19 protein-coding genes are annotated in these 23,501 nt (G+C 33.7%); 9 read left to right on the top strand and 10 right to left on the bottom strand.

Annotated features, from left to right (window positions below):
• Window positions 1–106: 106 nt before the first annotated feature.
• The 6 genes from Q0828_RS03560 to Q0828_RS03535 all read right to left on the bottom strand — a co-directional run bounded on the left by Q0828_RS03560 (window position 107) and on the right by Q0828_RS03535 (window position 6,522).
• Window positions 107–2,266, bottom strand: coding sequence for a prolyl oligopeptidase family serine peptidase (locus tag Q0828_RS03560; RefSeq protein WP_298417739.1), 2,160 nt, complete (start codon window positions 2,264–2,266; stop codon window positions 107–109).
• A 178-nt stretch (window positions 2,267–2,444) separates the two neighbouring features.
• On the bottom strand, window positions 2,445–2,840 hold the full coding sequence (locus Q0828_RS03555; protein WP_298417737.1) for a DoxX family membrane protein: 396 nt from the start codon (window positions 2,838–2,840) through the stop codon (window positions 2,445–2,447).
• A 215-nt stretch (window positions 2,841–3,055) separates the two neighbouring features.
• Window positions 3,056–4,045 carry an aspartate-semialdehyde dehydrogenase gene (locus Q0828_RS03550; RefSeq protein WP_298417735.1) on the bottom strand — a complete coding sequence of 330 codons (990 nt, stop codon included), beginning with the start codon at window positions 4,043–4,045 and terminating at the stop codon, window positions 3,056–3,058.
• 219 nt (window positions 4,046–4,264) lie between these two features.
• Window positions 4,265–4,672, bottom strand: a complete 408-nt coding sequence (mscL, locus tag Q0828_RS03545) for a large conductance mechanosensitive channel protein MscL (RefSeq protein WP_298417733.1) — start codon at window positions 4,670–4,672, stop codon at window positions 4,265–4,267.
• 87 nt (window positions 4,673–4,759) lie between these two features.
• Window positions 4,760–5,869 (bottom strand): alanine racemase, encoded by a 1,110-nt coding sequence (gene alr, locus Q0828_RS03540; protein WP_298417731.1) that lies wholly within the window; start codon window positions 5,867–5,869, stop codon window positions 4,760–4,762.
• A gap of 8 nt (window positions 5,870–5,877) precedes the next feature.
• Window positions 5,878–6,522 (bottom strand): thymidine kinase, encoded by a 645-nt coding sequence (locus tag Q0828_RS03535; RefSeq protein ID WP_298417730.1) that lies wholly within the window; start codon window positions 6,520–6,522, stop codon window positions 5,878–5,880.
• A 105-nt stretch (window positions 6,523–6,627) separates the two neighbouring features.
• Here Q0828_RS03535 and Q0828_RS03530 point away from each other — a divergent pair, with 105 nt between their 5' ends.
• Window positions 6,628–7,401, top strand: coding sequence for a hypothetical protein (locus Q0828_RS03530; RefSeq protein ID WP_298417729.1), 774 nt, complete (start codon window positions 6,628–6,630; stop codon window positions 7,399–7,401).
• A 126-nt stretch (window positions 7,402–7,527) separates the two neighbouring features.
• On the opposite strand, the gene Q0828_RS03525 is transcribed toward Q0828_RS03530, so the two are convergent.
• On the bottom strand, window positions 7,528–11,601 hold the full coding sequence (locus tag Q0828_RS03525; RefSeq protein ID WP_298417728.1) for a gliding motility-associated C-terminal domain-containing protein: 4,074 nt from the start codon (window positions 11,599–11,601) through the stop codon (window positions 7,528–7,530).
• A gap of 136 nt (window positions 11,602–11,737) precedes the next feature.
• Here Q0828_RS03525 and rsmI point away from each other — a divergent pair, with 136 nt between their 5' ends.
• Window positions 11,738–12,409 carry a 16S rRNA (cytidine(1402)-2'-O)-methyltransferase gene (gene rsmI / locus Q0828_RS03520; RefSeq protein WP_298417726.1) on the top strand — a complete coding sequence of 224 codons (672 nt, stop codon included), beginning with the start codon at window positions 11,738–11,740 and terminating at the stop codon, window positions 12,407–12,409.
• Between the two features lie 123 nt (window positions 12,410–12,532).
• On the opposite strand, the gene Q0828_RS03515 is transcribed toward rsmI, so the two are convergent.
• Window positions 12,533–12,970 carry a glycosyltransferase gene (locus tag Q0828_RS03515; RefSeq protein WP_298417724.1) on the bottom strand — a complete coding sequence of 146 codons (438 nt, stop codon included), beginning with the start codon at window positions 12,968–12,970 and terminating at the stop codon, window positions 12,533–12,535.
• Between the two features lie 65 nt (window positions 12,971–13,035).
• Window positions 13,036–14,220 carry a response regulator gene (locus Q0828_RS03510; RefSeq protein WP_298417723.1) on the bottom strand — a complete coding sequence of 395 codons (1,185 nt, stop codon included), beginning with the start codon at window positions 14,218–14,220 and terminating at the stop codon, window positions 13,036–13,038.
• A gap of 218 nt (window positions 14,221–14,438) precedes the next feature.
• Here Q0828_RS03510 and Q0828_RS03505 point away from each other — a divergent pair, with 218 nt between their 5' ends.
• From Q0828_RS03505 to Q0828_RS03490, 4 genes are all read left to right on the top strand, one after another.
• Window positions 14,439–17,519 (top strand): hypothetical protein, encoded by a 3,081-nt coding sequence (locus Q0828_RS03505; RefSeq protein WP_298417721.1) that lies wholly within the window; start codon window positions 14,439–14,441, stop codon window positions 17,517–17,519.
• The gene (locus tag Q0828_RS03500; RefSeq protein WP_298417719.1) at window positions 17,519–18,724 is read left to right on the top strand and encodes a hypothetical protein; all 1,206 of its coding nucleotides are present in this window, start codon (window positions 17,519–17,521) and stop codon (window positions 18,722–18,724) included. Before Q0828_RS03505 ends, Q0828_RS03500 begins: the two co-directional genes overlap by 1 nt.
• On the top strand, window positions 18,718–20,253 hold the full coding sequence (locus Q0828_RS03495; protein ID WP_298417718.1) for a glycoside hydrolase family 2 TIM barrel-domain containing protein: 1,536 nt from the start codon (window positions 18,718–18,720) through the stop codon (window positions 20,251–20,253). Before Q0828_RS03500 ends, Q0828_RS03495 begins: the two co-directional genes overlap by 7 nt.
• Window positions 20,254–20,429: 176 nt before the next feature.
• The gene (locus tag Q0828_RS03490; RefSeq protein WP_298417716.1) at window positions 20,430–21,323 is read left to right on the top strand and encodes a hypothetical protein; all 894 of its coding nucleotides are present in this window, start codon (window positions 20,430–20,432) and stop codon (window positions 21,321–21,323) included.
• Between the two features lie 9 nt (window positions 21,324–21,332).
• Here Q0828_RS03490 and Q0828_RS03485 read toward each other — a convergent pair whose 3' ends face one another.
• A complete protein-coding gene (locus Q0828_RS03485; protein ID WP_298417715.1) occupies window positions 21,333–21,548 on the bottom strand; it encodes a helix-turn-helix transcriptional regulator in 216 nt (71 codons plus the stop codon).
• Between the two features lie 99 nt (window positions 21,549–21,647).
• Between Q0828_RS03485 and Q0828_RS03480 the strand changes: the two genes are divergently transcribed.
• From Q0828_RS03480 to Q0828_RS03470, 3 genes are all read left to right on the top strand, one after another.
• A complete protein-coding gene (locus Q0828_RS03480; protein ID WP_298417714.1) occupies window positions 21,648–21,830 on the top strand; it encodes a SymE family type I addiction module toxin in 183 nt (60 codons plus the stop codon).
• A gap of 393 nt (window positions 21,831–22,223) precedes the next feature.
• Window positions 22,224–22,397: a hypothetical protein gene (locus tag Q0828_RS03475; protein WP_298417713.1), complete on the top strand. Its 174-nt coding sequence runs from the start codon at window positions 22,224–22,226 to the stop codon at window positions 22,395–22,397.
• A 66-nt stretch (window positions 22,398–22,463) separates the two neighbouring features.
• Window positions 22,464–23,453 carry a hypothetical protein gene (locus tag Q0828_RS03470; RefSeq protein ID WP_298417712.1) on the top strand — a complete coding sequence of 330 codons (990 nt, stop codon included), beginning with the start codon at window positions 22,464–22,466 and terminating at the stop codon, window positions 23,451–23,453.
• Window positions 23,454–23,501 lie beyond the last annotated feature (48 nt).

Raw genomic sequence — 23,501 nt, 5'->3', positions numbered from 1 at the left:
GTTTCAAAGTGGATTCCGCATCAGGTGCGGAATGACAAGTAACTATAAAACAAAACCGCCAAATTGATTTCAACTTGGCGGTTTGTATGATGTGTCTTAAAGAAAATTAGTCCTTAAATTTTTCTAAGATTGCTTTGTTTGGCAATTCTTCAAAGCCCATATTGTATAGGGTAAAGCCAAAAATATCAGCGTATTGCTCAATAGTTTTTGTAATTGGCGTTCCTGCTCCGTGTCCTGCATCGGTTTCAATACGAATTAGTGTAGGATTGTTTCCAGATTGTTTTGCTTGCAATTCCGCGGCAAATTTGAAACTGTGTGCTGGTACAACTCTATCATCATGATCCCCTGTAGTAACCATTGTTGCAGGATATTCCACACCTTCTTTTACATTGTGCACTGGTGAATAGCCTTTTAAGTAATCAAACATTTCTTTGCTGTCTTCTGCAGTTCCGTAATCATATGCCCAACCTGCTCCTGCAGTAAATGTATGGTAACGTAACATGTCTAATACACCAACGGCTGGTAAAGCAACTTTCATCAAATCTGGACGCTGTGTCATAGTTGCACCAACTAATAATCCTCCGTTTGATCCACCACGAATGGCTAAGAAATCACTTGAGGTATATTTTTCAGCGATTAAATATTCCGCCGCAGCGATAAAATCGTCAAATACATTTTGCTTTTGCATTTTTGTACCTGCATTGTGCCATTTTTTACCATATTCTCCACCACCACGAAGGTTTGGTACAGCATATATTCCGCCTTGTTCCATCCAAACTACATTGGCAACACTAAATGAAGGACGTAATGAAATATTGAATCCTCCATATCCGTAAAGAATCGTTGGATTTTTTCCGTCCATTTTGATTCCTTTTTTATGTGTAATAATCATTGGAACTTTTGTCCCATCTTTTGATGTGTAAAATATTTGCTTACTTTCATACTCATCAGGATTGAAGTCAATGCCTGGTTTTCTATACGTTTTAGAAGTTCCGTCTTTTGGGTTGTATGTATATGTAGTGCTTGGTGTTTTGTAGTTAGAGAATGAATAGTATAATGTTTCATCTTCTTTATCTCCACCAAATCCGCCAGCAGATCCAACACCTGGTAGTTTTACTTCTCTTATTAAATTCCCATCGTAATCATATTGTAATACTTTAGAAACAGCATCAACCATATAGGTTGCAAAGAAATAGTTAGCTCCTATACTAATGCTGAGCACATTTTCTGTTTCAGGAATGAAATCTACCCAATTTTCAGGACTAGGATCAGCTGCATCAACGGTAACTACTTTTTGGTTTGGAGCATTCATGTTAGTCATGATATACAGTTTAGAGCCTACATTTTCAATTACATATGAATCAGTATCTGTATTGTCTAAAATAGTTACGAGATCACTATTTGGCTTTGACAAATCTTTCATAAACATTTTAGTTCCAGATGTAGAAACTCTTGGAAAAATAAATAGATATTTTCCATCTTCAGTAACGCCACCACCAACATATCTATGTTTTTCAGCAGGTGTTCCACCGTATACTAATTCATCGTCTTTTTGAGATGTTCCTAATTTATGATAGTATAATTTATGTTGATCTGTCTTTGCAGAAAGCTCACTTCCTTTTGGTTTGTCATAGCTAGAATAGTAGAACCCATCGTTTTCTTTCCAAGAAATTCCAGAAAATTTGATATCTACCAATGTATCTTCAACAACTTGTTTTGAAGCTACATCCATGATAATTACTTTTCTCCAATCACTTCCTCCAATTGATATTGGATACGCAACTGTTTTTTTATCTTTAGAAAAACTCAAACTACCACCAAGAGAAATGGTTCCATCTTCTGAAAATTTATTTGGATCTAAAAACACTTCTGTTTCTCCTTCTCCTTTTTGTCTGTAAATTACATATTGGTTTTGCAATCCATCATTCTTATAAAAATAAGTGTAATCACCTTCTTTGAAAGGTGCGCCTATTTTTTCATAATTTATCAATTGCGTGTAACGCTTTTTAATAGCTTCACGAAAAGGAATTTTGTCTAAATAGCCAAATGTTGTTTTGTTTTGATCTTTTACCCAAGCTTCTGTTTCTTTAGAACGATCATCTTCAAGCCAACGATAAGGATCTTTTACTTCGGTATCAAAATACGTATCTACAACTTCTTTTTGTTGCGTTTCAGGATATGTCACTATAATTTCTTTTTTTTCGGGTTCTTGTTCGCAAGAGAAGAAAAGCACTGCGAGACAACTAATTTTTAACAATTGTTTCATCTGGTAATGGTTTTAGTTTTTGATTTGTCAGATGGAATTTACAAAATAATCATTTTCAATGGTTATTGAGGTTTGATTATGTGTATTTCCTAAACAGGACTGGTTTATTTCAAATTTAGGTTAAAAAAAACCACTTCAAACAATTGGAAGTGGTTTTAACAAAATACTAAGATTTTTATTAATAAAATAACGGCTTAAATTGTGGCCAGTGTTTGTAAATTAATATTCCGTTTAGCAAGGCTACAATAAGCGCACCAATCATTCCACCTGATAGATCGAGGAAAAAGTGAAATAATAAAATATTTACAGAAATTGGAGCTAGTAAAATTAATGCAAAAGGCACCCACTTTTTAAGTATTAGCAAGATTCCAATATATACTTCCAAAGCGCCAACTACACGTAAAATGTATCCTGTAGCACCTAGTGAGGTCATAAAACTGTTTGCGTTTTCGGGTAATGAAGGTTGTGGCATAAAACCAGCTTCATAAAAAATCATTACCAATTTGTTAGCACCAAATACGATGAGAATTAATCCTAATACAAAACGGATAATTTTAGTAAAATTCGAATTCATACACGAGGTTTTTAAGTTAGTTAACTGTATTAAGGTATGAAAAAGATAGAAAAATCACTAACTATTTCGATGAGAGGAATAATTAGCACTTTGTAATAATATGTTGATTTGTAGTTATTTGTATGTAAAAAAGGCACTGAACAGAGTCGAAGTGCCTTTTTATATAATTATAATGTGAACTTTAAAAAATTCAGTGTTTATCTTGATAATTTATGTTAGACTAATTCGTTGTCTACTAAATGTTGTGCAATTTGAACTGCATTGGTAGCAGCTCCTTTGCGTAAATTGTCTGAAACAATCCACATATTTAATGTATTTCGTTGTGAACCATCGCGACGAATTCTACCTACGAAAACTTCATCTTTTCCTTCTGCATATATTGGCATTGGATATACATTTGTATCTGGATTATCTTGTACAATAATTCCGGGTGATTCATCTAATAGTTTGCGAACTTCTGTAACGTCAAAATCATTTTCAAATTCAACATTTACACTTTCAGAATGTCCACCAACTACAGGAATACGAATGGCAGTAGCGGTAATTGCAATTGTTTTATCGTCTAAAATTTTCTGTGTTTCACGTACTAACTTCATTTCTTCTTTAGTGTATCCGTTTTCTTCAAATACATCACAATGTGGCAATGCATTTTTATGAATTGGGTACGGATATGCCATTTCTCCTTTTTCGCCAGCGTATTCACTTTCTAGCTGTCGAACTGCTTTTACACCAGTTCCTGTAATAGATTGGTAGGTAGAAACTACAATACGTTTTATTTTATATTTCGCGTGTAAAGGTGCCAATGCAACTACCATTTGTATGGTAGAACAATTTGGATTGGCAATAATTTTGTCTGCTGCTGTAAGGTCTTTTGCATTAATTTCTGGAACGACTAATTTTTTAGCCTCGTCCATTCGCCATGCAGAAGAGTTGTCAATAACAGTAGTGCCAACCGCTTCAAATTTTGGAGCCCATTCTAATGAGGTATTTCCACCTGCAGAAAATAAAGCGATGTCCGGTTTTGCGTTTATGGCGTCTTGCATACTTACAATAGGATATGCATTTCCTTGATATGAGATTTCTTTTCCTATAGATCTTTCAGAAGCTACTGGAATTAATGTTGAAACAGGAAATTGCTGCTCAGCTAATACTTTTAACATCACAGTTCCTACCATTCCTGTTGCGCCAACGACTGCTACTTTCATGAGTTTGTTTTTAGTGTATTTTTATAGTATATGAAACATTAATAAAATCATTTTTGTGACTTTTACATTTCATAAAATTAATTGTGTTGTACAAAATTAGGAATAATTACAGCGCGGTTTGTATAAAAAACGGCAAATATCAAATATTTCACAAAAAGTTACATATAACACAAAAGCCACTCTGTAAAGAGTGGCTTTATGTATATATATTGAAAAAGATTATTTTTTCAATAAATCTCTAATTTCAGCTAATAGCTCTTCTTGTGAAGGTCCTTTTGGTTCTTCTGGAGCTGGTTCTTCTTTCTTTTTGGTTTTGTTGTAAGCTTTTACAATGATAAACATTACTAAACCTACAATTAATAAGTTTACAATAGCATTTACCCAATTTCCCCACATAATAGCATTTTCAGGTGTAGTTACTTTTCCTGCTGCATCTACTACGGCTTCTGTTAAAACGATCTTCCTTTGTGAAAAATCAGTATTACCTGTAAAGTATCCTACAACTGGCATTACAATATTGCTCACAAATCCTTTTACAACACCTCCAATAGCTCCTGCCATAATTACTGCGACGGCAAACTCGATTACATTACCGCCAGTAATAAACTCTTTAAATTCTTTCAACATAATATTTGATTGTTAGTTATTAATTGAATCTAAATTTAATAAAAAATAGCACAACTTTAACATATGTTAACAAGTAGGGCTTATTTATTATCGAAGAAATACACGTTTTACTCGTTGTGAAACTGCTGTAAGCAATTCATAGGAAATGGTATTTATTTTTGCAGCAAGTTCATCAGCAGTTTGTCCTTCACCAAAAATAATGACTTCATCTCCTTCATTACAACGAATTCCTGTGATATCAACCATGATCATATCCATACACACATTTCCAATAATTGGAGCAAGCTTTCCATCTATAACAACACTACCAACACCATTTCCAAACTGTCTGCTAATTCCGTCGGCATGTCCTAAAGGAAGCGTAGCAATTGTTCTGTAATCATCAGAAATGAAAGCTCTATTGTATCCAACACTTTCTCCTTTTTCTATGCGATGAATTTGAGAAATGACTGTTTTTAAGGAAGCTACTGGTTGTAACTGACTATCAAATTTTGCTTCGTTTCCAAAGCCATATAAACCAATTCCTGTACGAACCATATCGAAGTGTGCTTCTGGATAGTTGAATATTCCAGAAGTATTTACCATATGTAATATAGGTTTGTAATTCATTGCTTTTTCAAACGTAGCACTAATCTGATTAAATGTTTTTATTTGAGTAGAAGTAAATTCTTTTTCGTTATGATCTTCAGAAGCTGCCATGTGAGAAAGCAAAGAAACTACTTTGAGTTGCTTTAAGGTTTTTAACTTTTTTATTACATGATCTATATCAGATTCAAAAAAACCAAGTCTATTTAAACCTGTATTGAATTTTATATGAACAGGATATTCTTTTTTTCCTTGTTTTGCGGCTTCTTTCGCGAAAGCGGTAAAAATACGATCGTTATATAAACTAGGTTCTAAATTATATGCAATGGCATGTTTTAAATTTACAACTTGCGGGTGCAATACTAAAATTGGTTTTGTAATTCCGCCAGCTCTTAAATAAGCACCTTCTCGGATGTACGCGACTGCAAAATAATCAACATCAAGTTCATCTTGAAGATATTTGGCAACTTCTACAGCGTCACTGCCGTATCCGAATGCTTTGACGACGGCTAAAATTTTAGTTCCCGCGCTTGTTTTAGATTTTATAAACTTGTAGTTGTGTGCTAGCGCTTTAAAATTGATTTCTAGGACAGATTCTTGAATGTGTAACATTTTGGTAGTTAATTGTCTGATTGTTCATTAGGAATGATTTCATGAGCATCATCGACTTCAATCTCTTTCACAGATTCTTTTAGCATTGCTTTGTAGTAAGCAGCGCGACTCAGTGGTTCATATTCATCAGTTTCTCCAAGCAACACAAGATCGTCGCTTTTAGATTTTCTGAAACTGAATTGGGCTAAATTTCCTGTACGTGTACATACAGCGTGTACTTTGGTGACATATTCGGCAGTTGCCATTAATGCAGGCATTGGTCCAAAGGGATTTCCTTTAAAGTCCATATCGAGTCCGGCAACAATAACGCGAATTCCTTTATTGGCAAGATCATTACAAACAGCAACAATTCCATCATCAAAAAACTGGGCTTCATCTATTCCAACAACATCGCAATTATCAGCAAGTAAGCGAATATTTGCGGCTGCAGGGACTGGCGTAGAACGAATTTCATTAGCATCATGCGACACTACTTTTTCATCATCATATCGAATGTCAACGGCTGGTTTAAAAATTTCTACTTTTTGCTTTGCAAATTGGGCTCTTTTGAGTCTGCGGATCAGTTCTTCGGTTTTTCCAGAGAACATTGAACCACAAATAACTTCAATCCAACCAAATTGTTCTTTATGATTTACTGTATTTTCGAGAAACATTTTGTAATTTTCAAGTCGAAAACGAATTTATACTCGTTTTTGTAAAGGTGGAACAAATTTACTAAAAAACCAAAGGTTATACAACGACATTTAGTTTAAAAAGTTATGAAGAAAAAATTAGAAGGAGATTTAATAAGTATCGCACATCGTATCCTAAAGTTAAAGGGCAAAGAAGATGTAGTTGCATTACATAAAGAAGCGAAGGAAGTTTTTGAAAAACTGTCAGTAATGTTATTTTTTGAAGAACAATTTAAAGACAGTGTACCTGATTATGCAGATTCTTCTTTTTTCCAAACGTTGGAAAATGTATACAATCATGATAAGGTAGAAAAGAATGCTGAAGAAGATGATATTATTCGTCATCATTTGGTAGCTGAAGATCCTGAGCAAGATGAATTAATAGAACCTTTAATGGAAACTATTAAGAATATGGTTGCCGAAATGCCAGAAGATAAAGAGCAAGAAACACTAGAAGATATTTTAGCAGACGTATTGCCACAACCAACATTTGTAAAGAGTGATGAAGTTGTTGAAAAGGTTGCAAAAGAAGTTGTAGTGGAAGCTGTTGCTCCTAAAGTTGAGGTTGTAGCCAAAAAAGTTGAAACTCCAAAAGTAGAGGAGAAACCTAAGTCGTTAAATGATCGTTTGAATACAGGAATTTCTATTGGATTGAATGATAGAATTGCATTTACAAAACATTTATTTGGTGATAATCAGGAAGATTATAACAGAGTGATCTCTCAATTAAATACGACAGCATCTGAATCAGAAGCAAAGGAATTTATTTATAATATGATTAAACCTGATTATAATAATTGGGAAGGAAAAGAAGAATACGAAACACGTTTTATGGAAATTATTGAGCGTAAGTTCGCATAGTTTTTTATACGTTTTTAAGTCGTCAAACTGAACTTGATTCAGTTTCTCATAACGAGAAGAGAATTTTGATGAGATGCTGAATCAAGTTCAGCATGACGAAATATTATTTTGAAAATTCAAAGAAAACTAATAATTGATATAAACCCAACCTGTTTTTTTAACAGTATTTCCTTGTAATTTTAGGATGTAAAAATATGTTCCTACAGGCAATCTTTCGTCTTTTTTAAAGATAACAGTTCCTTGGTTTGATGTTCCATTCCAGTCATTTGCGTAGTTTCGAGCTTTATAAATAACTGTTCCCCAACGATTGAAAATGATCAGTTCATTGTCTGAGAAATTTTCTAAACAAGCAATTTCCCAAACATCATTTACGTTGTCATTATTGGGCGAAAAACCGCTCGGAATTTCCAAACAATCAGGCAAGGTAATAGCTTGCGCTGTGTTATTTGCATCATCTAAGTCAATTTCAGCTTGACTGATAATTTGAACAATATTTTGATAATCATCACCTTTAATAACTGTAACTGTTAAGCTTAATGTTGCAGAACTTTCTGCAGGAAGATTTGAAATTGACCATAATTGCGTGTTTGAATCATATAAACCTAAAGTTGTAGTGTGCGAAACATATTCGTAACCGTTTGGCAACAACTCTTCAATAACAATATTAGTTGCATCGTCCGTACTATTATTTGTAATCGTAATTGTGAATGAAATCGTTTCTCCAATAGAAGGCATTGGTGTATCTACGGTTTTTTCTAGCCCTAAATCAATACAATTTACAGTTGTTACATTTACAAGTGCTCTGCTAATGCCTGGGCAATTATTCTGGTTGATGACTTCAATTTCATACGAAGTATCTGCGGTAATAAATGGTGTTTCAAAACTAGTTCCTGTAAAAATAACTTGATCAGGATTTGAAGTTGCATACCAATTATATGTATATAAATTGTTTGGATTGTTGATGCTAAGCGTAGTGGAACTTCCATTACAAATTTCCACGTCATCAATCATAACATCAACATCATTGTGAATTTCAAAAACGTTAATTTGTAAAGTAGTTTCATCATCATCTGGAAGTCCGTCATTTAAATCATCACTATCAAAACTTGTGGTAACATCACTATCTAAATCTGTGATACTTGTAGCGGTAATTTCTGCGGTACTTTCATACTGATTTGTCAATGCAACATCTACATTTAATATAGTGGCAACAACCTCTGCAGAAAATGTATTGTTTCCAGCTACAGCTGAAATAGAAATGTTAGGAAGCTCCCAAATTCCAGTTGCATTTGTGTATGTTCCGTTTGCATTGTCTGATATGTACGTAAAACCTAAAGGATTTAAAAACTGTGTTACAGAAACATTACCTACATCATCAGGTCCGTTATTTGTAATGCTTAGTGTAAATGTAATTTCGTCACCTTCACAATAGTCAGTTTGGTTAGATATTAAAGAAATTTCTAAATCTGCACTTGGTGGAAGTGGCAACACATTCAGCGTTGCAAATGCATTGGTAGCATCAATATTGTTTAAGTTTGAGAAATTTGTAAATTCATTTGTATACAAATCACTTGTGTTAGAAGTAACTAGTACCGCAAAAGTGCATTCGGCAGCACCATCCGGAAATACCAAATTGGTAATTCCGACAAAATCGTCATTTACTAAGCCTACAAAATCAGCGGTACAACCATTACTATTTACCCAATATGGATTGCCAGCTAAAACAATTCCATTTGGTAAATTATCTGTAAAGGAAATACCTGATTGTGCTGTGTTTCCAGGAATATTGCTGACTGTAAATGTGAGTAAGGAAGTTTGTGTTTCTAAAATTTCATCAGGTACAAAACTTTTTTCAACTTGTGGAGAAATTACTTGTACGCTAGAAATAGAAATATTGGTACTTGGATCAAATTCTCCATTATTTGCAGGATCGGGTTGTACTTCTGCGCTATTATTAAACGAACCTCCAAAATTTGGCGCTGTTACAGGAATTCGTACTTGAATTCTTGCTTCTGGATCTAATAATGGAATAATACCGTCAATTGTATTTCCATTTATATTAAAAGTGCTAATACAGGTAGCATTTCCATTAGTAATCGTACATGTAGGTGTTCCTGTAATCGTAAATGCATTGTTGACTATGGTACTAAATACCGCATCTGTTGCAGTTGAACTTACAACACTATTGGTTATATCTACAATCCATTCAAAATTAGTATTGATAGGAACGGTAGGCGACGATGGAAATGTTTGTATAATTAAATCTACGCAAGGTGTTAAATAGCTATTTGCACTCGCTACTTTTGTAATATCTAAATCTATAACAGAACTCGTAACACTATTGGTGACTCTGGTTACATCACTTGAACATTCTGGTGTCCAATTAACAACAACCTCAAACGTAACTGAACTTTCTGCTGGTAATTCCCAGTTTTCATCAGCAGTAATTTCCCAAAAAATAGCATCTTCATTTGTGTAAGCAATACCTATATTCGCATTTGTTACCGTAATACAGTCAGCAGTTCCAGTAGTTTCAATACAATTGACAGATTGTAAAATAGCCGTTACTTCATGAATTTGGTTTGTTGGTGGCGCTCCATAATAATCACTCATTGTTAAAGGAATTGTAACTAAGTTATTATTTGTTGCAGTAATATGATAAGTAATGTTTCCCCATGGAATAGGTTCATTTGCTGAGCCGCCTAATGGCAATACAGGAGCTACTTGTGTTTTGGTTAGCGTAAAATCTAATGCATCTACACATTCGTCAGTTCCCATTGCAATGGGAAGAAAAACATTTCCAAACTCATTATTATCATCCGGATTGCAATCAATATGTTCTAACATATTAATGGTACTTCTGTATGTAGATGGAACTATCATATCAGTAGGGCAAATAGGTTCATTATACCGAACAACAGTTCGTGTAACAATTTGTGCTCCAGACGGAATGAAAAAATTATTTACTTCCCAAAACTGTTGTGCAGGCATTGTATTATATACAACATCACCACAATTGAGTCCTCCAGTAGCACTGATACATTCTACAGATAAAATTTCCCAAGGGTATCCAAGATTTTGTAAGTAAAAAAGAATGGTTGTATCCAAAGGACCATTATTAGTTACTGTTGTTTCATAAGTTACCGTTTGATTAAAGTCTGAAATAATTGCGCTTCCTGGCGGATCTGTTTTTACTGTAAAAATTGATACATCAGTACATGGACATAGGCTTGCAAATAGTAAATCTGTGAGTTCAATATTTGAATTAACGCCATTAAGTGATTGATCTTCAAAACCTATAGAAGCAAAACTTCGTCCAACAATAAGCCCAGGAACTTCTCCACAATTTCCTTCAAAATATGCATAGGTAACACTAAATGTTAAGCTTGATTGTGACGGGAAAATAATAGGGTTTTCATAAAGATACAATGCTGTAGTAGGAATTACTACTGACGGATTCCCTGTTGTTAGGCCTAAATTGGAAGGACATTGTACACCATTTGTAGCGTCAATACAAGAGACAGAAATCAATTGCACAAGTGCCGTTCCGTATATGGCATCCGATTGTATGGATTGCGATAAGCTGAATTCACTAATAGGATATTCAATAGCGCTATTATTGGTAATGGTTACTTCAAAAGTAACTTGATCGCCCCAAGCGGTAATTCCAGTTCCAGATGACGGTGAAACTTGTTCATAATCAACTGAAAAATCTATAGGAATATTATTCACATCCATCGATATAATGGCAATATTACTATCGGGCATTGTATCTGTTGTTCCTGTTGGTGGAAAAACCTCGGCAGTTGTAGAAATTCCTCCTAAAGAAATAGGTGCTCTAACATTAATTTGAATTTGCACACTAGAGTTTGTGGGCATATTAGGAATCATTCCTGTAATGGTATCTGTGCCGTTATCAAAAGCTAAATTTGATGCCATACTTGCACCTCCTAATGGGTTGATACTTAATACAGAAACAAAAGTTATATTTGGATGTAGTTGCTGCGAAAAAGTAGCGTTACTGACTGTATTCCCCGAATTACTTACGGTAGCTATATAGCTAAATTCTTGAAAAAGAAAAACATTCGGAATTGTATTTCCATTTGTATCTACAACTTCAATACTTACAGATAAGTCAGTGGTTTGACTCCATAAAGTTGTTGATATTAGTAAGAAAAACAGGTAAAATAATCGGTTCATATATAATAAATGATACGCAAAATGGTAAAAGGTTGCGTATATATAACAATAAAGATAAGAGAATTAGGGCTTATATTTTTTTAATAGTTACTTTTGAAACGAAATTTCACATTAATTTTAATTTCTAAACCTAGCATTGATGAAACTTTACATCGTTCCTACACCCATCGGAAACTTACAAGATATGACTTTTAGAGCTGTTGAGGTTCTGCAAAGTGTTGATGTAATTTTAGCAGAAGATACACGTACGAGTGGAAAACTCCTAAAACATTTCGAAATAGGAACACCTATGCAAAGTCATCATATGCATAACGAACATAAAACTACTGAAACACTTGTAAAACGTATACAAGCAGGAGAAACTTTTGCGTTGATTAGTGATGCAGGAACGCCTGCAATTTCCGATCCTGGGTTTTTATTAACGCGTGCATGTATTGCTAATAATATTGGTGTAGAATGTTTGCCAGGTGCAACAGCTTTTGTACCTGCATTAGTAAATAGTGGATTGCCAAATGATAAGTTTGTTTTTGAAGGGTTTTTACCTGTAAAAAAGGGAAGACAAACGCGTTTTAAAATCTTAGCAGAAGAAACACGCACGATAATTTTTTACGAATCACCACATAAATTGGTCAAAACTTTAGAGCATTTCTGTGAATACTTTGGCGAAGATCGACAGGTTTCTGTTTCTCGCGAACTCACCAAACTCTACGAAGAAACCATTCGCGGAACCGCAAAAGAAGTATTAGAATATTATCAAAGCAAGCCACCAAAAGGAGAAATTGTAGTTGTTGTTGAAGGGAAGAAGTAGATTGATTCAAGAATCAGGATTATTAGACAATCTTCATCAAGTAGAACTTTTGCATTGAGCGAAGTCGAAATGTGATTCAGCTTCACATAACAATGAAAAAACGAACATCAAATATCTGACCACCTAACTCGCTTTCTCCAAAACCCCATGTAACGAAAATACGTTTTTATGAATGAATTGTTTTGTTTTTGTAAACAAGCTTTTTACGATATCTTTTTCTTGCTGTACAATAGTAAATACCTTTTCAAGAATTATAAAATCTTTAGTAGAATACTTTTGTAAACACAAAATATAAGAAAACTCTTCTATGCTTTTCAAATACCGAACGCCAGCTTTAATAGCAGCATTGTGACCTCTATTTTTCTTGACATCAATAATTGAAATTGTAGCACTTGATTCTTCTTGAATCTCTTTCAATAATTTCAATGTGTTATCGGTACTTCCATTATTTACCAAGCAAACATTCAATTTCGTTGTTTCAGCAAAGAGTTTACTAAATTGTGGTACTTCAATTTTGCTTTCATCATTACGGAATACTATTAAAATTCCAATCTTCATCATGTAAAATATTTTAAGGTTTAGGGGAAAAGGGGAAACTTTATGAAATTCAATTCTGAGAAGCTTATTTAAGCAATCTCAAAACCTGTATTTACTGCTTTAGCTGAAACTTTTTTTTTACCTCTGTATGACCAAGCTATTTGTCCTAACTGACCAATAATCTTAATCGAATCCTTCATTGATAATTTTGAACCATCTGCATGAATCCAACGTTTTAAAGGCTTTTCACACATCATTGCGCTAGCTTTCTCTAGTCCAAAATGCTTACGCATTCTCATAAAAATTTCTACATCAAACAACCATTTCGTGATAAACTTTTTATCAAATGCAAGATGAATTACATCTTTATGGAAAATTTTTGCACCACATTGTGTGTCTTTAAAGTTCATTGATAAAATGGTTCTGATAATAAAATTGATCGTCATACTAATCACTTTTCTAGCTGATTCTTTGGTGATATTTGCGCCCATTCTGCTAATTCTTGAGCCGCTAACAATCTTGAATTCAGAATTTTCAATGGTGGAAACCAATTCATCAAAATCAGCCAAGTCCGTAGACAAATCAGCATCTAAAAATCCAATATAATCTAAATCTTCTTGCTTTGCCATATGCAACATTCCAAGTCTTACAGCTTCTGCTTTTCCACCATTTTGCTCACAATCATATACCGTAATAAAATCTTCTCTTCCTTTCTGTAAATCGTGTAAAACTTCCAAGGTTGCATCTTTACTTCCATCATTCACAAAACACAAACGATATCCAGAGTTCTTATCAATAAAATCTGTAAACTCAGTACTCAACAAACGTTCTGCTTCGTTGTAACATGGAATCACTACACCAACACATCTTTGTTGAATCATTACAGTATTTGTGTGTACTACATTTGTTGTTTTAGGAACACCAATCAATCGTTTTACACGAGCACAAACTTCGTTCAAACTCAACGGTTTCTTCATATAATCATTCACACCTAAATCGAAACCTTTTGTAATCATTTCATCATCGGTATTACCAGATAATATCATAATCGGAGTATTGTCTTGTCTGCCTCTACGAATGTGTTTTACGATTTCCATTCCAGAAACAGTTGGCATATTCATGTCTACAATTACTAAATCTGGTTGAAACGAATCGTATAGTTCTACACCTTTCAATGCGTTGGTTTCTGTTAACACTTCATATCCTAATTCAGCTAATCTGCTTTCTAAAGGAATCAAAACTAATTTTTGGTCGTCAATAGCTAAAATTTTCATCGTGCTGTGTTTTAATGATTAATATTTTTATGTAGTGTTCGGTAGTGTTTGTATTGTTTTCCGAATGACTTACAGGTCAAAAGTAGCACGGATTCGCTGAAGATTTTGCCAGAAGTACTCAAAACGGTACTATCTTTAGACGAAATGCAATTTCCTTTAGTCCAATTAAAAATTGCACCGTTTATCTTTACTTCAACGAAAACACATTACATCACAGAATGAAAGAGACGACAAACAAACTATTACTATTAGCAGTACTTCTCGGAGTAGTGTTTCATGGTACGTCTATCTTTTTTACACTGGAAACTACCTATGATGCATTAATACATTTATTCTTTGCCGATCATTACGCCAATAGTTGGTTTGAACCTTGGAACTACAAATGGTACACAGGATTTACGGTAATGAGTTATCCACCGTTAGTGCATCAATCTATTGGCGCATTGTCGTTTATTGGAGGTTTAAAATTCGGATTATTTACAGTAGCCATTATTGCAGTTATACTATTCATTACTGGTACATATCGTTTTTCGTTACTCATAACAGGAAACAGAAGAGTTGCTGGGTATGCTGCTATACTAGCAGTTTTCTCTTCTTCTTTTGTAGAAACCTTGCACATCTTCGGACAATTACCAAGTATAGTTGGAATTGCAGTATTAATGCATGCCCTTCCGGAGATTTATCTCTGGTTAAAAACCGGCAAATACAAATATCTATTTACATCGCTTTCGCTAATAGCTGTTACGGTAACGTCACATCATGTAACACCAATATTTGGAATGATTTTCTTTATCTTTCCGTTAATCGGAATGGTAATTATGGATTCCTCTCGTGAAAGCGTTAACTCAATGAAAGAAGTGACGTTTCTTGTCTTTTGGAGAAACTTTTGGAAGCTTTTTAAGCGTATTATAGGTTTTGGAATAAGTTCATTGGTAATTATTGTCGGATGTATTCTTCCATATTGGATTAACTCTAAAAACAATCCAATTACACAAGTGCCAATTCCACATGGATCCAGAGATCATTTCTTAGAAATCACATCGTCAGGATTAGTTTTCTTTTTAATTCCTTGGGGAATTTTACTTTTCCTATTACCATACATATTTTACAGATATTACAGCAAACGTTATCTATTCTTTGGATTATCAATCACACTATTATTTGTGTTAGGAACTGGTGGTACAACATCAATTCCACGTATGATTTTAGGCGAAACAGCGTTTAATATTTTAACGTTGGATAGATTCACACTTTGGGCGTCAATAATGTCGTTGCCAATGTTTGGCGAATTTGTATATCGTTTTGTTGAAACAGATTTAAAAGCGCTTTTACAAGAAAAATTTGGCGCTATTTATCATAGAATTATTGGTGGCGGATTGGCAGTTTTATTTGTCTTCATGACGATTTTTACGATGAGTTTAGGTTATTTCAGACCTTCACAACCGCAGAAAATAAAAATGTTACCAATTGTGAATTTTCTCAATCAAGATCAACATGATCAATGGCGCTATCTGACTTTAGGTTTTGGCGATCAAATGGCTTGGTTAGCTGCACAAACAAATGCTTTATCGGTTGATGGAAACTACCATTCTGCACGTCGTTTGCCAGAGCTCACAACACGACCAATAGAGCGTTTGGAAAACTCAAAATTCAAAGGTGTTGCCGGAATTGGCTCATTGCAACAATTTTTAACAACCCCAGAAAAGTATAACTTAAAATATATCTTCTCAAACGATAAATTTTACGATCCAATTCTTTATTTCTGTGGCTGGCAGCGTTTGCCACAACTAGAAAACGGAATCATGGTTTGGGAAAAATTAAACGTTCCGCCATTATCTTCCATTTTACCAAAAGATGAAGTTTCAACCTGGCAAAAACTCGCTTGGGGAATTGTTCCGTTCCTAACATTGATATTGGCATTTATATTCAATATTCAGCCGATATTTCTGAGATACATTCAGCGAAAGCGAACCGATGCTAAAGAATATATTCAATTCAACAAAAGCTATGCAAACTTCTCTAGTAAACTTGTTACAACGAGTCATATTTGGGCAATTTTAATGATTGGAATATTAGGCTTTGGAACCTATCAGTTTTATATCAAAAATGATGCGCAACGTTCACCCGAAAATGTGGTAAAAGCCTATTACGATGCGCTCGATTTTAAAGAATTTGAAACGGCTCACAGTTTTATCAATCCAGAAAATGGAATTACGATTGCACAGTATATGCTAGAAATTTCATCTACGGACGGACTATTGAGTTCATATGCGAAGCTAGACGCAATAACAACTGAAATCACAACTAAAACGGACAGTTTGGCCACAATGAAAGTCATGACAAAGTGGATAACACCATTAGAAAAAATTGAAAAAACGGACTATAAAACGATTGTTAAACATAATGGAAAATGGTTTTTAGAAGCAGAAACTGTAGAAACTGATTTGCCGCCAGATCAATTGTTCTCAAACAATAAAACAGCGTATTTCAATCACGGAAGACGACGAATTACAACCGAACAAACCTATCATGAAGATGTATTAAAACAACCTGTTTTAGAAATTATTATAGCAAAATTAGTGCAACATAATGGTCATTATGCCATTGTTGGAGAAGTGCAAAATATAGACAACGTACCAGCAGATGTTGTGCTAAAAGGAACCTTGTACAACGACAAAAATGTGAAATTGGCAACCTACAATGCAAAATATCATATGAAGCACAAACTCATGCCGAAAGAAGTGACTTCGTTCCGTATCAACTTTGAAGGAATCGCATGGTCTAAAACACAAGATTCCATTCCTGAAACCTTCAATCCAGATGAGTTTACGCCTGTAGAATTGGCAGATACGCCAACGAAATTCAACTTGCAAGCGGCAGGAAATGTATCTGGTTCAGATTTGTACAAAAATATTGTGTTAAGCGACCTCAATATCAACCATAAAACAATCAAAGGAAACCTGTTCAATAGTGGATTGCAAGAAATTACGGTTCCGCAATTGTTGATCTCATATTATGATGAAAATAAAGAACTTTCGTGGGTAGATCATCAGTTTTTAGACAAGGGAATTCGGCAACAACGTAAACAACCTTTTTCATATGAAATTTTGCAAAATGAAGATGTAAAAACGATTAATACAGATATGGAAAACTGCTATGTAAATGGTTTGCCAAACGAAGACATCTCCAATAAAATTATCCCTAACAGAAAAAATTACAACGTGTTACAAAAAATTTCACATCCAATTTATAAGTATGTGAAAATTGAAATGAATGCGTATATCGGAAATCCAAAATGATGAACTTAAAATACATACTATGCTTTTTAGTATTTGCGTCAAGCGCGAATGGATTCAGTGCGAATACTACCGAAACGATTCAACTAGAAACCACCCAACAAGAATTCACGGCTGGTGAAACTATTGTGTTGCGATTTTCGGGAACGCAAGATGCTTCTATTCAATTGTATTGCGCCAATAGTTATGGAACAACTTTAATCAGTCCAAACATAAAAAATGAGGAATTACAATATACAATTCCAACACAGCTTTGTAACAAAATCGGAGTTGTTAATTGGAAACTTTTAGATACGAAAAACGCACTTTCAGGAACATTTACAATTGTTTCGCAAGCAATTCCTGTTACTATGGAAACCTATGTTGGTCCGCCAAGTATTGAAGCTGGAAACAAAGATTATACAATGTTAGTTGTGATTCCAACGGATGCTTTGGACAATCCTGTAAAGGAAAATACAGAAGTCGATTTGAAACGTCAGTTTTTAGCCAATGAACAACAAGAAACAATTCTCACGAAGAATTTAATAACATATCAACGCATTTATGCGCCAACTGAAAGCGGCAGAATGTTATTGGCAACGGAATGTTTAGGCTTGAATTCTAAAGAATATACAGTAAATGTTTTACCAGCAATTTCTACTGATTTTGAAATTTTTGCCAAGCGATCACATGAATATGCAGATGGAAATCAAATCACGACTTTTACGACTTCAGTATTAAAAGATGAGCACAATAATATTGTGAGCGATGGCAGTTATGTGGAATTCTTCATCACAAATGTTAAAGGGAACATTTTGAAAACTGCAGGAATGACAATTGATGGTGTTGCCACAGCAAAAATGATTCATCCAGATCATGAAGAAACCTGGAATGTAAAAGCCTACGTGACTGGAATTTCGGAAAGTAACACAATTTCACTTGCGTATAAAAAAGTGATTGAAGATTTTACAGTTTCGTTCTCAGAAAATAATAGAAACATTGAAGTAGGACCTTTGAAAAGCTTTATGAATCAACTTATTCCAGATGGTTTGCAAGTAAAATTAATCGTTTCCCAAAACGGAAAAATAATCAAAGAATATCTAAAAGAATCACGTGATGGCTTTGTGAATTTTGAATTGAATTCGAACATTTTCAATAATGGAAATTACGATATAGAGATTACAACTGCAGGAATTACAAAAACATTTCAAGCAAAAAAACTATGGTAAAAGCAGACAAAAATATCATGCGTGGACTCTTAGTGTTTTCATACATGTTCATCATTTCTCTACTAATTTTCTTAATTAGCAGTTCATTCAGTTACCTAAATACAGGTGCAGACAGAAGCAAAATGTTGCATACGGAAGTTGAAAAAGCGGAAGTGTATTCGCCAAAAATGATTTGGACGGAAGATGGAAATGAAGGAAGAGAATTGGACGAACAAACACTTGCAAAAATTGAAAATGATTATTTAGACGCTTGGTATGTAAAACATGTGGCATACAAAACCAATCAAACCACAGGAATTGATGATTTTTATACGGATAGTGCACGCAAAAATATTTTTGCATTTATCACACAAAATCAGCAGGAAAATATTTCTGTAGATGCAACAACACTTTCACATCAACCAAATATTGAATTCTTTAGTGCAGACGGACAACTTATTGTTTTGAAAGACGAGAATGTGGTTGAATACAAGCAATTGTATAAAGATGGAAAATTTGTGATGGAAACTACAGAAGTAGCGAATTACAAAGCAGTTTTATTACTAGAAGACGGTTTTTGGCGTGTGCGTCATTTGGTAAAAGAACGTGTGAAAACAGTTGCAAAATCTAAAGAAACGAAAGCAGTTTCCAACTTGAATTTGAAAGGCATCAATTACTATCCGCAAGCAACGCCTTGGGACATGTTTGATGATGAATTTGACATTGAAACCATCAAAAAAGACTTTGATATTATACAAGATGCAGGTTTAAATACCATCCGAATATTTGTGCAATATGAAGATTTTGGCAAAGCAAATGTTCAACAAGATAAACTTGAAAAACTACAACAGGTTTTAGATGCTGCCGAAATTAAAAAACTCAAAGTTGTACTGACACTTTTTGACTTTTACGGAAACTATGAAATCTTAGACTGGACCTTGACACAACGACATGCAGAAACGATTGTTTCCGAGTTTAAAAATCATAATGCAATTGTGGCATGGGACATTAAAAATGAACCGAATTTAGACTTTGAATCACGTGGAAAAGAAAACGTATTGGCTTGGTTGGAAAGTATGATTTCATTAGTTAAATCAATTGATAATAAACGCATGGTTACTATTGGTTGGTCAAATACGGAAAGCGCACATTTACTACAAGATAAGCTCGATTTTGTGTCTTTTCATTATTATGAAGACAAAGCTGATTTTGAGCAATCGTACCTAGATTTAAAAGCAAAAATCACAGACAAACCAATCATTTTGGGAGAATTTGGACAATCGTCTTACGGTGGATTTTGGAGACCATTTGCAGGTTCTGAAAAGAAACAAGCAACTTATTTCAAAGAAATGCAACAAGTTTTACAATCACAAAACATCTCATATCTTGCCTGGACATTATATGATTTTGAAAACGTTCCAAGTTCGGTTGTGGGAAGTCGTCCTTGGCGAACGAATCCGCAGAAAAAGTTTGGAATCATTGATAAAGACGGGAAAAAGAAGGCGGCTTTTGAGTTTGTGATTGAAAAAGGTTTTAGTATTGAGAAGTGAGTATTGAGAAGTGAGTATTGAGAAGTTTCAAAGAACAAGCGTTTACGTGAGTATCTGAACTTATACCGACAAAAAAACTCACAGAACGAAAAATAATTACATATTGACTTGTTAAATTTTTAATTTGAAAGTAAAGACTTACTTTTATTAATTAAAAAATATACTTGAACAATATTATGATAAAAGAATTAATTACTGATCTAGCATATGATAGAATTACTTTGTCTCAGGCATTGACTAGAGCAAAATTGATAGCAGCAAAAACCCAAAATGAGATATTTGCTAATTGGGTTTCAAAAGAATTAAACGGTTATGAAAATGATAATTTATATCTTCCTAGTTATAGAAAATTATGGACAGAAATTACTCTTGTTGCAAATTATCCATATGGTAGAGAAGAAGAATTTCCTCTAGTATTTTCAGATAAATTTGACAATGATATATCAGATCAAATTCATTATTTAAAGATATTACAACCGATTTCTATAGTTGAAAGTAATATTCAAGATATGGAAGAAGCTAAAGGGTATGTAAATTTACCTGCTGGACTTGTTCAACTTATATCTAAACTTTTTAAAGACTCTGTTGGAAAACGAGGTGGAGTAATTAGTAGCGGCAATAGAGTAATCGGCAAAGCACATCTTCAGAATATTATTGAATTAACTAAGCAAAAATTATTAGATACTTTAATAGAATTAGATACTCAATTCCCAAAAATTGATGATGCTTATGCTATAAGCAATGAAAATAATGAAAAGGTAAATACAATTATAAATAACAATATTTATGGAAATAACAATCCTTTTAATTTAGCTCTTGGGGACAATACTACTCAAGGAGACATTAACTTATCTATAGGCGAATCTGAGAAGGAAAAATTAAAAAGGTTAGGACTTAATGATGAATCTATAAAAGAATTAGAAGTTTTAGATAGAGAGAATCCTAAAGGTTCAGAAAAGCGTAAAGAAAAAGTTATGGGATGGCTAAGTAAAATTACTGCTTCTTTGGTTTCAAAAGGAATATATGACAGTATACCAGCTCTTACTGAATTTATTGGGAGTATTTTATAAAAAAATAATTTAAAAATCCACTAACTCCTTCAAAGAAACTTCCAAAGCCGTAGCTATTTCTAGCAACGAATAAATAGTAGGGTTTACTTTTCCATTCTCTAGTTTTTCAATCGCTTGTCTGTCTTTATTGCAAGCGCGCGCCAAATCAGATTGACTCCAACCTTTCTGACTTCGCAATTCAACAATGCGTTGACCAATTTTCTTTTTTAACTCTTCTTTATTCACAAAAACAAATGTCAACTAATTATACGACAATTTTGTCATATAAAAGTTTGACAATTCAGTAATCTGTATTATATTCGTCATATAATAATATGACAAAATATGAAAAAGCAAAGAATTTTAAAAATACACAACAAGTTTCAGTTAAGAGCTTGGAACAATTCCAAAATTGTACCTGAAATTAGATTGGAAGGAAAATGGCTGGAAGAATTAGGCTTTACATCAGGAAACAAAGTTGTCATTGAACAACAACAACATAAATTAGTGATTACGTTACAGAAGTGACTTTAGTCTTCTATTTGTCACATCGAGCGCAGTCGAGATGAATTTTGTTTCAAAGTAGATCTCGATACAATTTTTCTTCATTTCATTACGAAAAACCACTCGATCTGACGATTTTAGAATAAAAGAATCAAGGTTTTAGTTTTCTGATGTCATTCCGCACGGACATTGAGCATAGTCGAAATGTGTTGCGGAATCCAATAAACATAAGCAAATGGATTCCTGCCTATGCAGGAATGACAAAACACATAAAATCTAAAAGCGAAGCGGTCTAACATCTAACAGCGATAGCGTTCTAGAAGTGAAACGGTCTGATATAAAATATTTAAAACTAATAAATTAGTTGTAACTAAATATTTAGTTACATTTGAGTGCAATCAAAAAAATAGAATTAGAATGTATTCAAAGATATTTGTCAAATTATGTTTAGTATGTGTTGTTTTTATAGGATTTTGGAGTTGTTCGGAAGCGCCAAAAAAGATAGAAACCATAAACTTTTCTACAGATTATAAATTCAATGCGCAAATTCTGGAGAAACTAGAAAAAGATACGCTAGCGTGGAAATATTAAATTTCAGCTTCAGATTATGCCACAAAAGGAGATTATAAAAATGCTTTATTACAATGGGATTTGGCAATGCGTGGACGCGAACAAAACTATACAAAACAACAAATAGATTCGTTGCAAGGAATATATTCAACTATAAATGCAAAGGACTATATCATAGCTGAAGCTGCCAAAAATCAAGTGATAATCATTAATGAAGCACATCATAATTCATTGCATCGAGCTTTTACAAAATCCTTATTGAAAGATTTGTATGATCTTGGATATCGATATTTAGGATTGGAAGCTTTAGGAAATGGAAAAGATCTAGATAGCAGTTTAAATACACGAAAATATCCAATTCAAAAAACAGGATATTATACCAAAGATCCACAATTTGGTGATTTGATTCGAGTAGCAATTGAACTTGGTTTTACAGTGTTTCCGTATGAGCAAACTGGAAATGCAAATGGTAAACAGAGAGAAATCGCGCAAGCAAAAAACATTCAAAAAATCATTGAGAATGATCCAAAAGCAAAGTTTCTAATTCATTGCGGATTTGATCATGCATTGGAAGGAACACATCGTTCTTGGGAAAAAGCAATGGCAGGAAGATTGAAAGAATACACAGGAATTGATCCGTTAACAATAAATCAAGTGATGTATAGTGAAAGAGGAAATTTGAAATACAATCATCCAATGCTAAAAGTTTTCGATATTAAAGAATCTTCCATTTTACTTGATAAAAACAAAGAGCCTTTCAAATATACACGTAGAAAAACTTGGTCAGATTTGGCGGTTTTTCATCCAGAAACGAATTATATTGACAACAGACCAAATTGGATTTTTGCTAATGAAAATCAAAAAGTAACCATCGATTTAAAAATGATTGACATTGAGTTTCCTGTGATGATTTTTGCTTACAAAAAAGGAGAAGACCTCAAAACATCAGTTCCTATCGATATCACAGAAGTCAAAACAAAAACTTCAATTTGTGCTTTAGGATTGAAAAAAGGAAACTATGAAATTGTAGTAACTAACGGAGAGCAATCGGTAAAGTTTGATGAGGTTGTGAAATAGTTTTGTTGCTTCAAAGTGGATTCCGCATCACATTTCGACTCCGCTCAA

The sequence above is a fragment of the uncultured Kordia sp. genome, from assembly GCF_947496985.1.
Taxonomy (GTDB): Bacteria; Bacteroidota; Bacteroidia; order Flavobacteriales; family Flavobacteriaceae; genus Kordia.
Note: the sequence above shows the minus strand (reverse complement) of the source record. Positions and strands in the feature narration are given on the sequence as shown.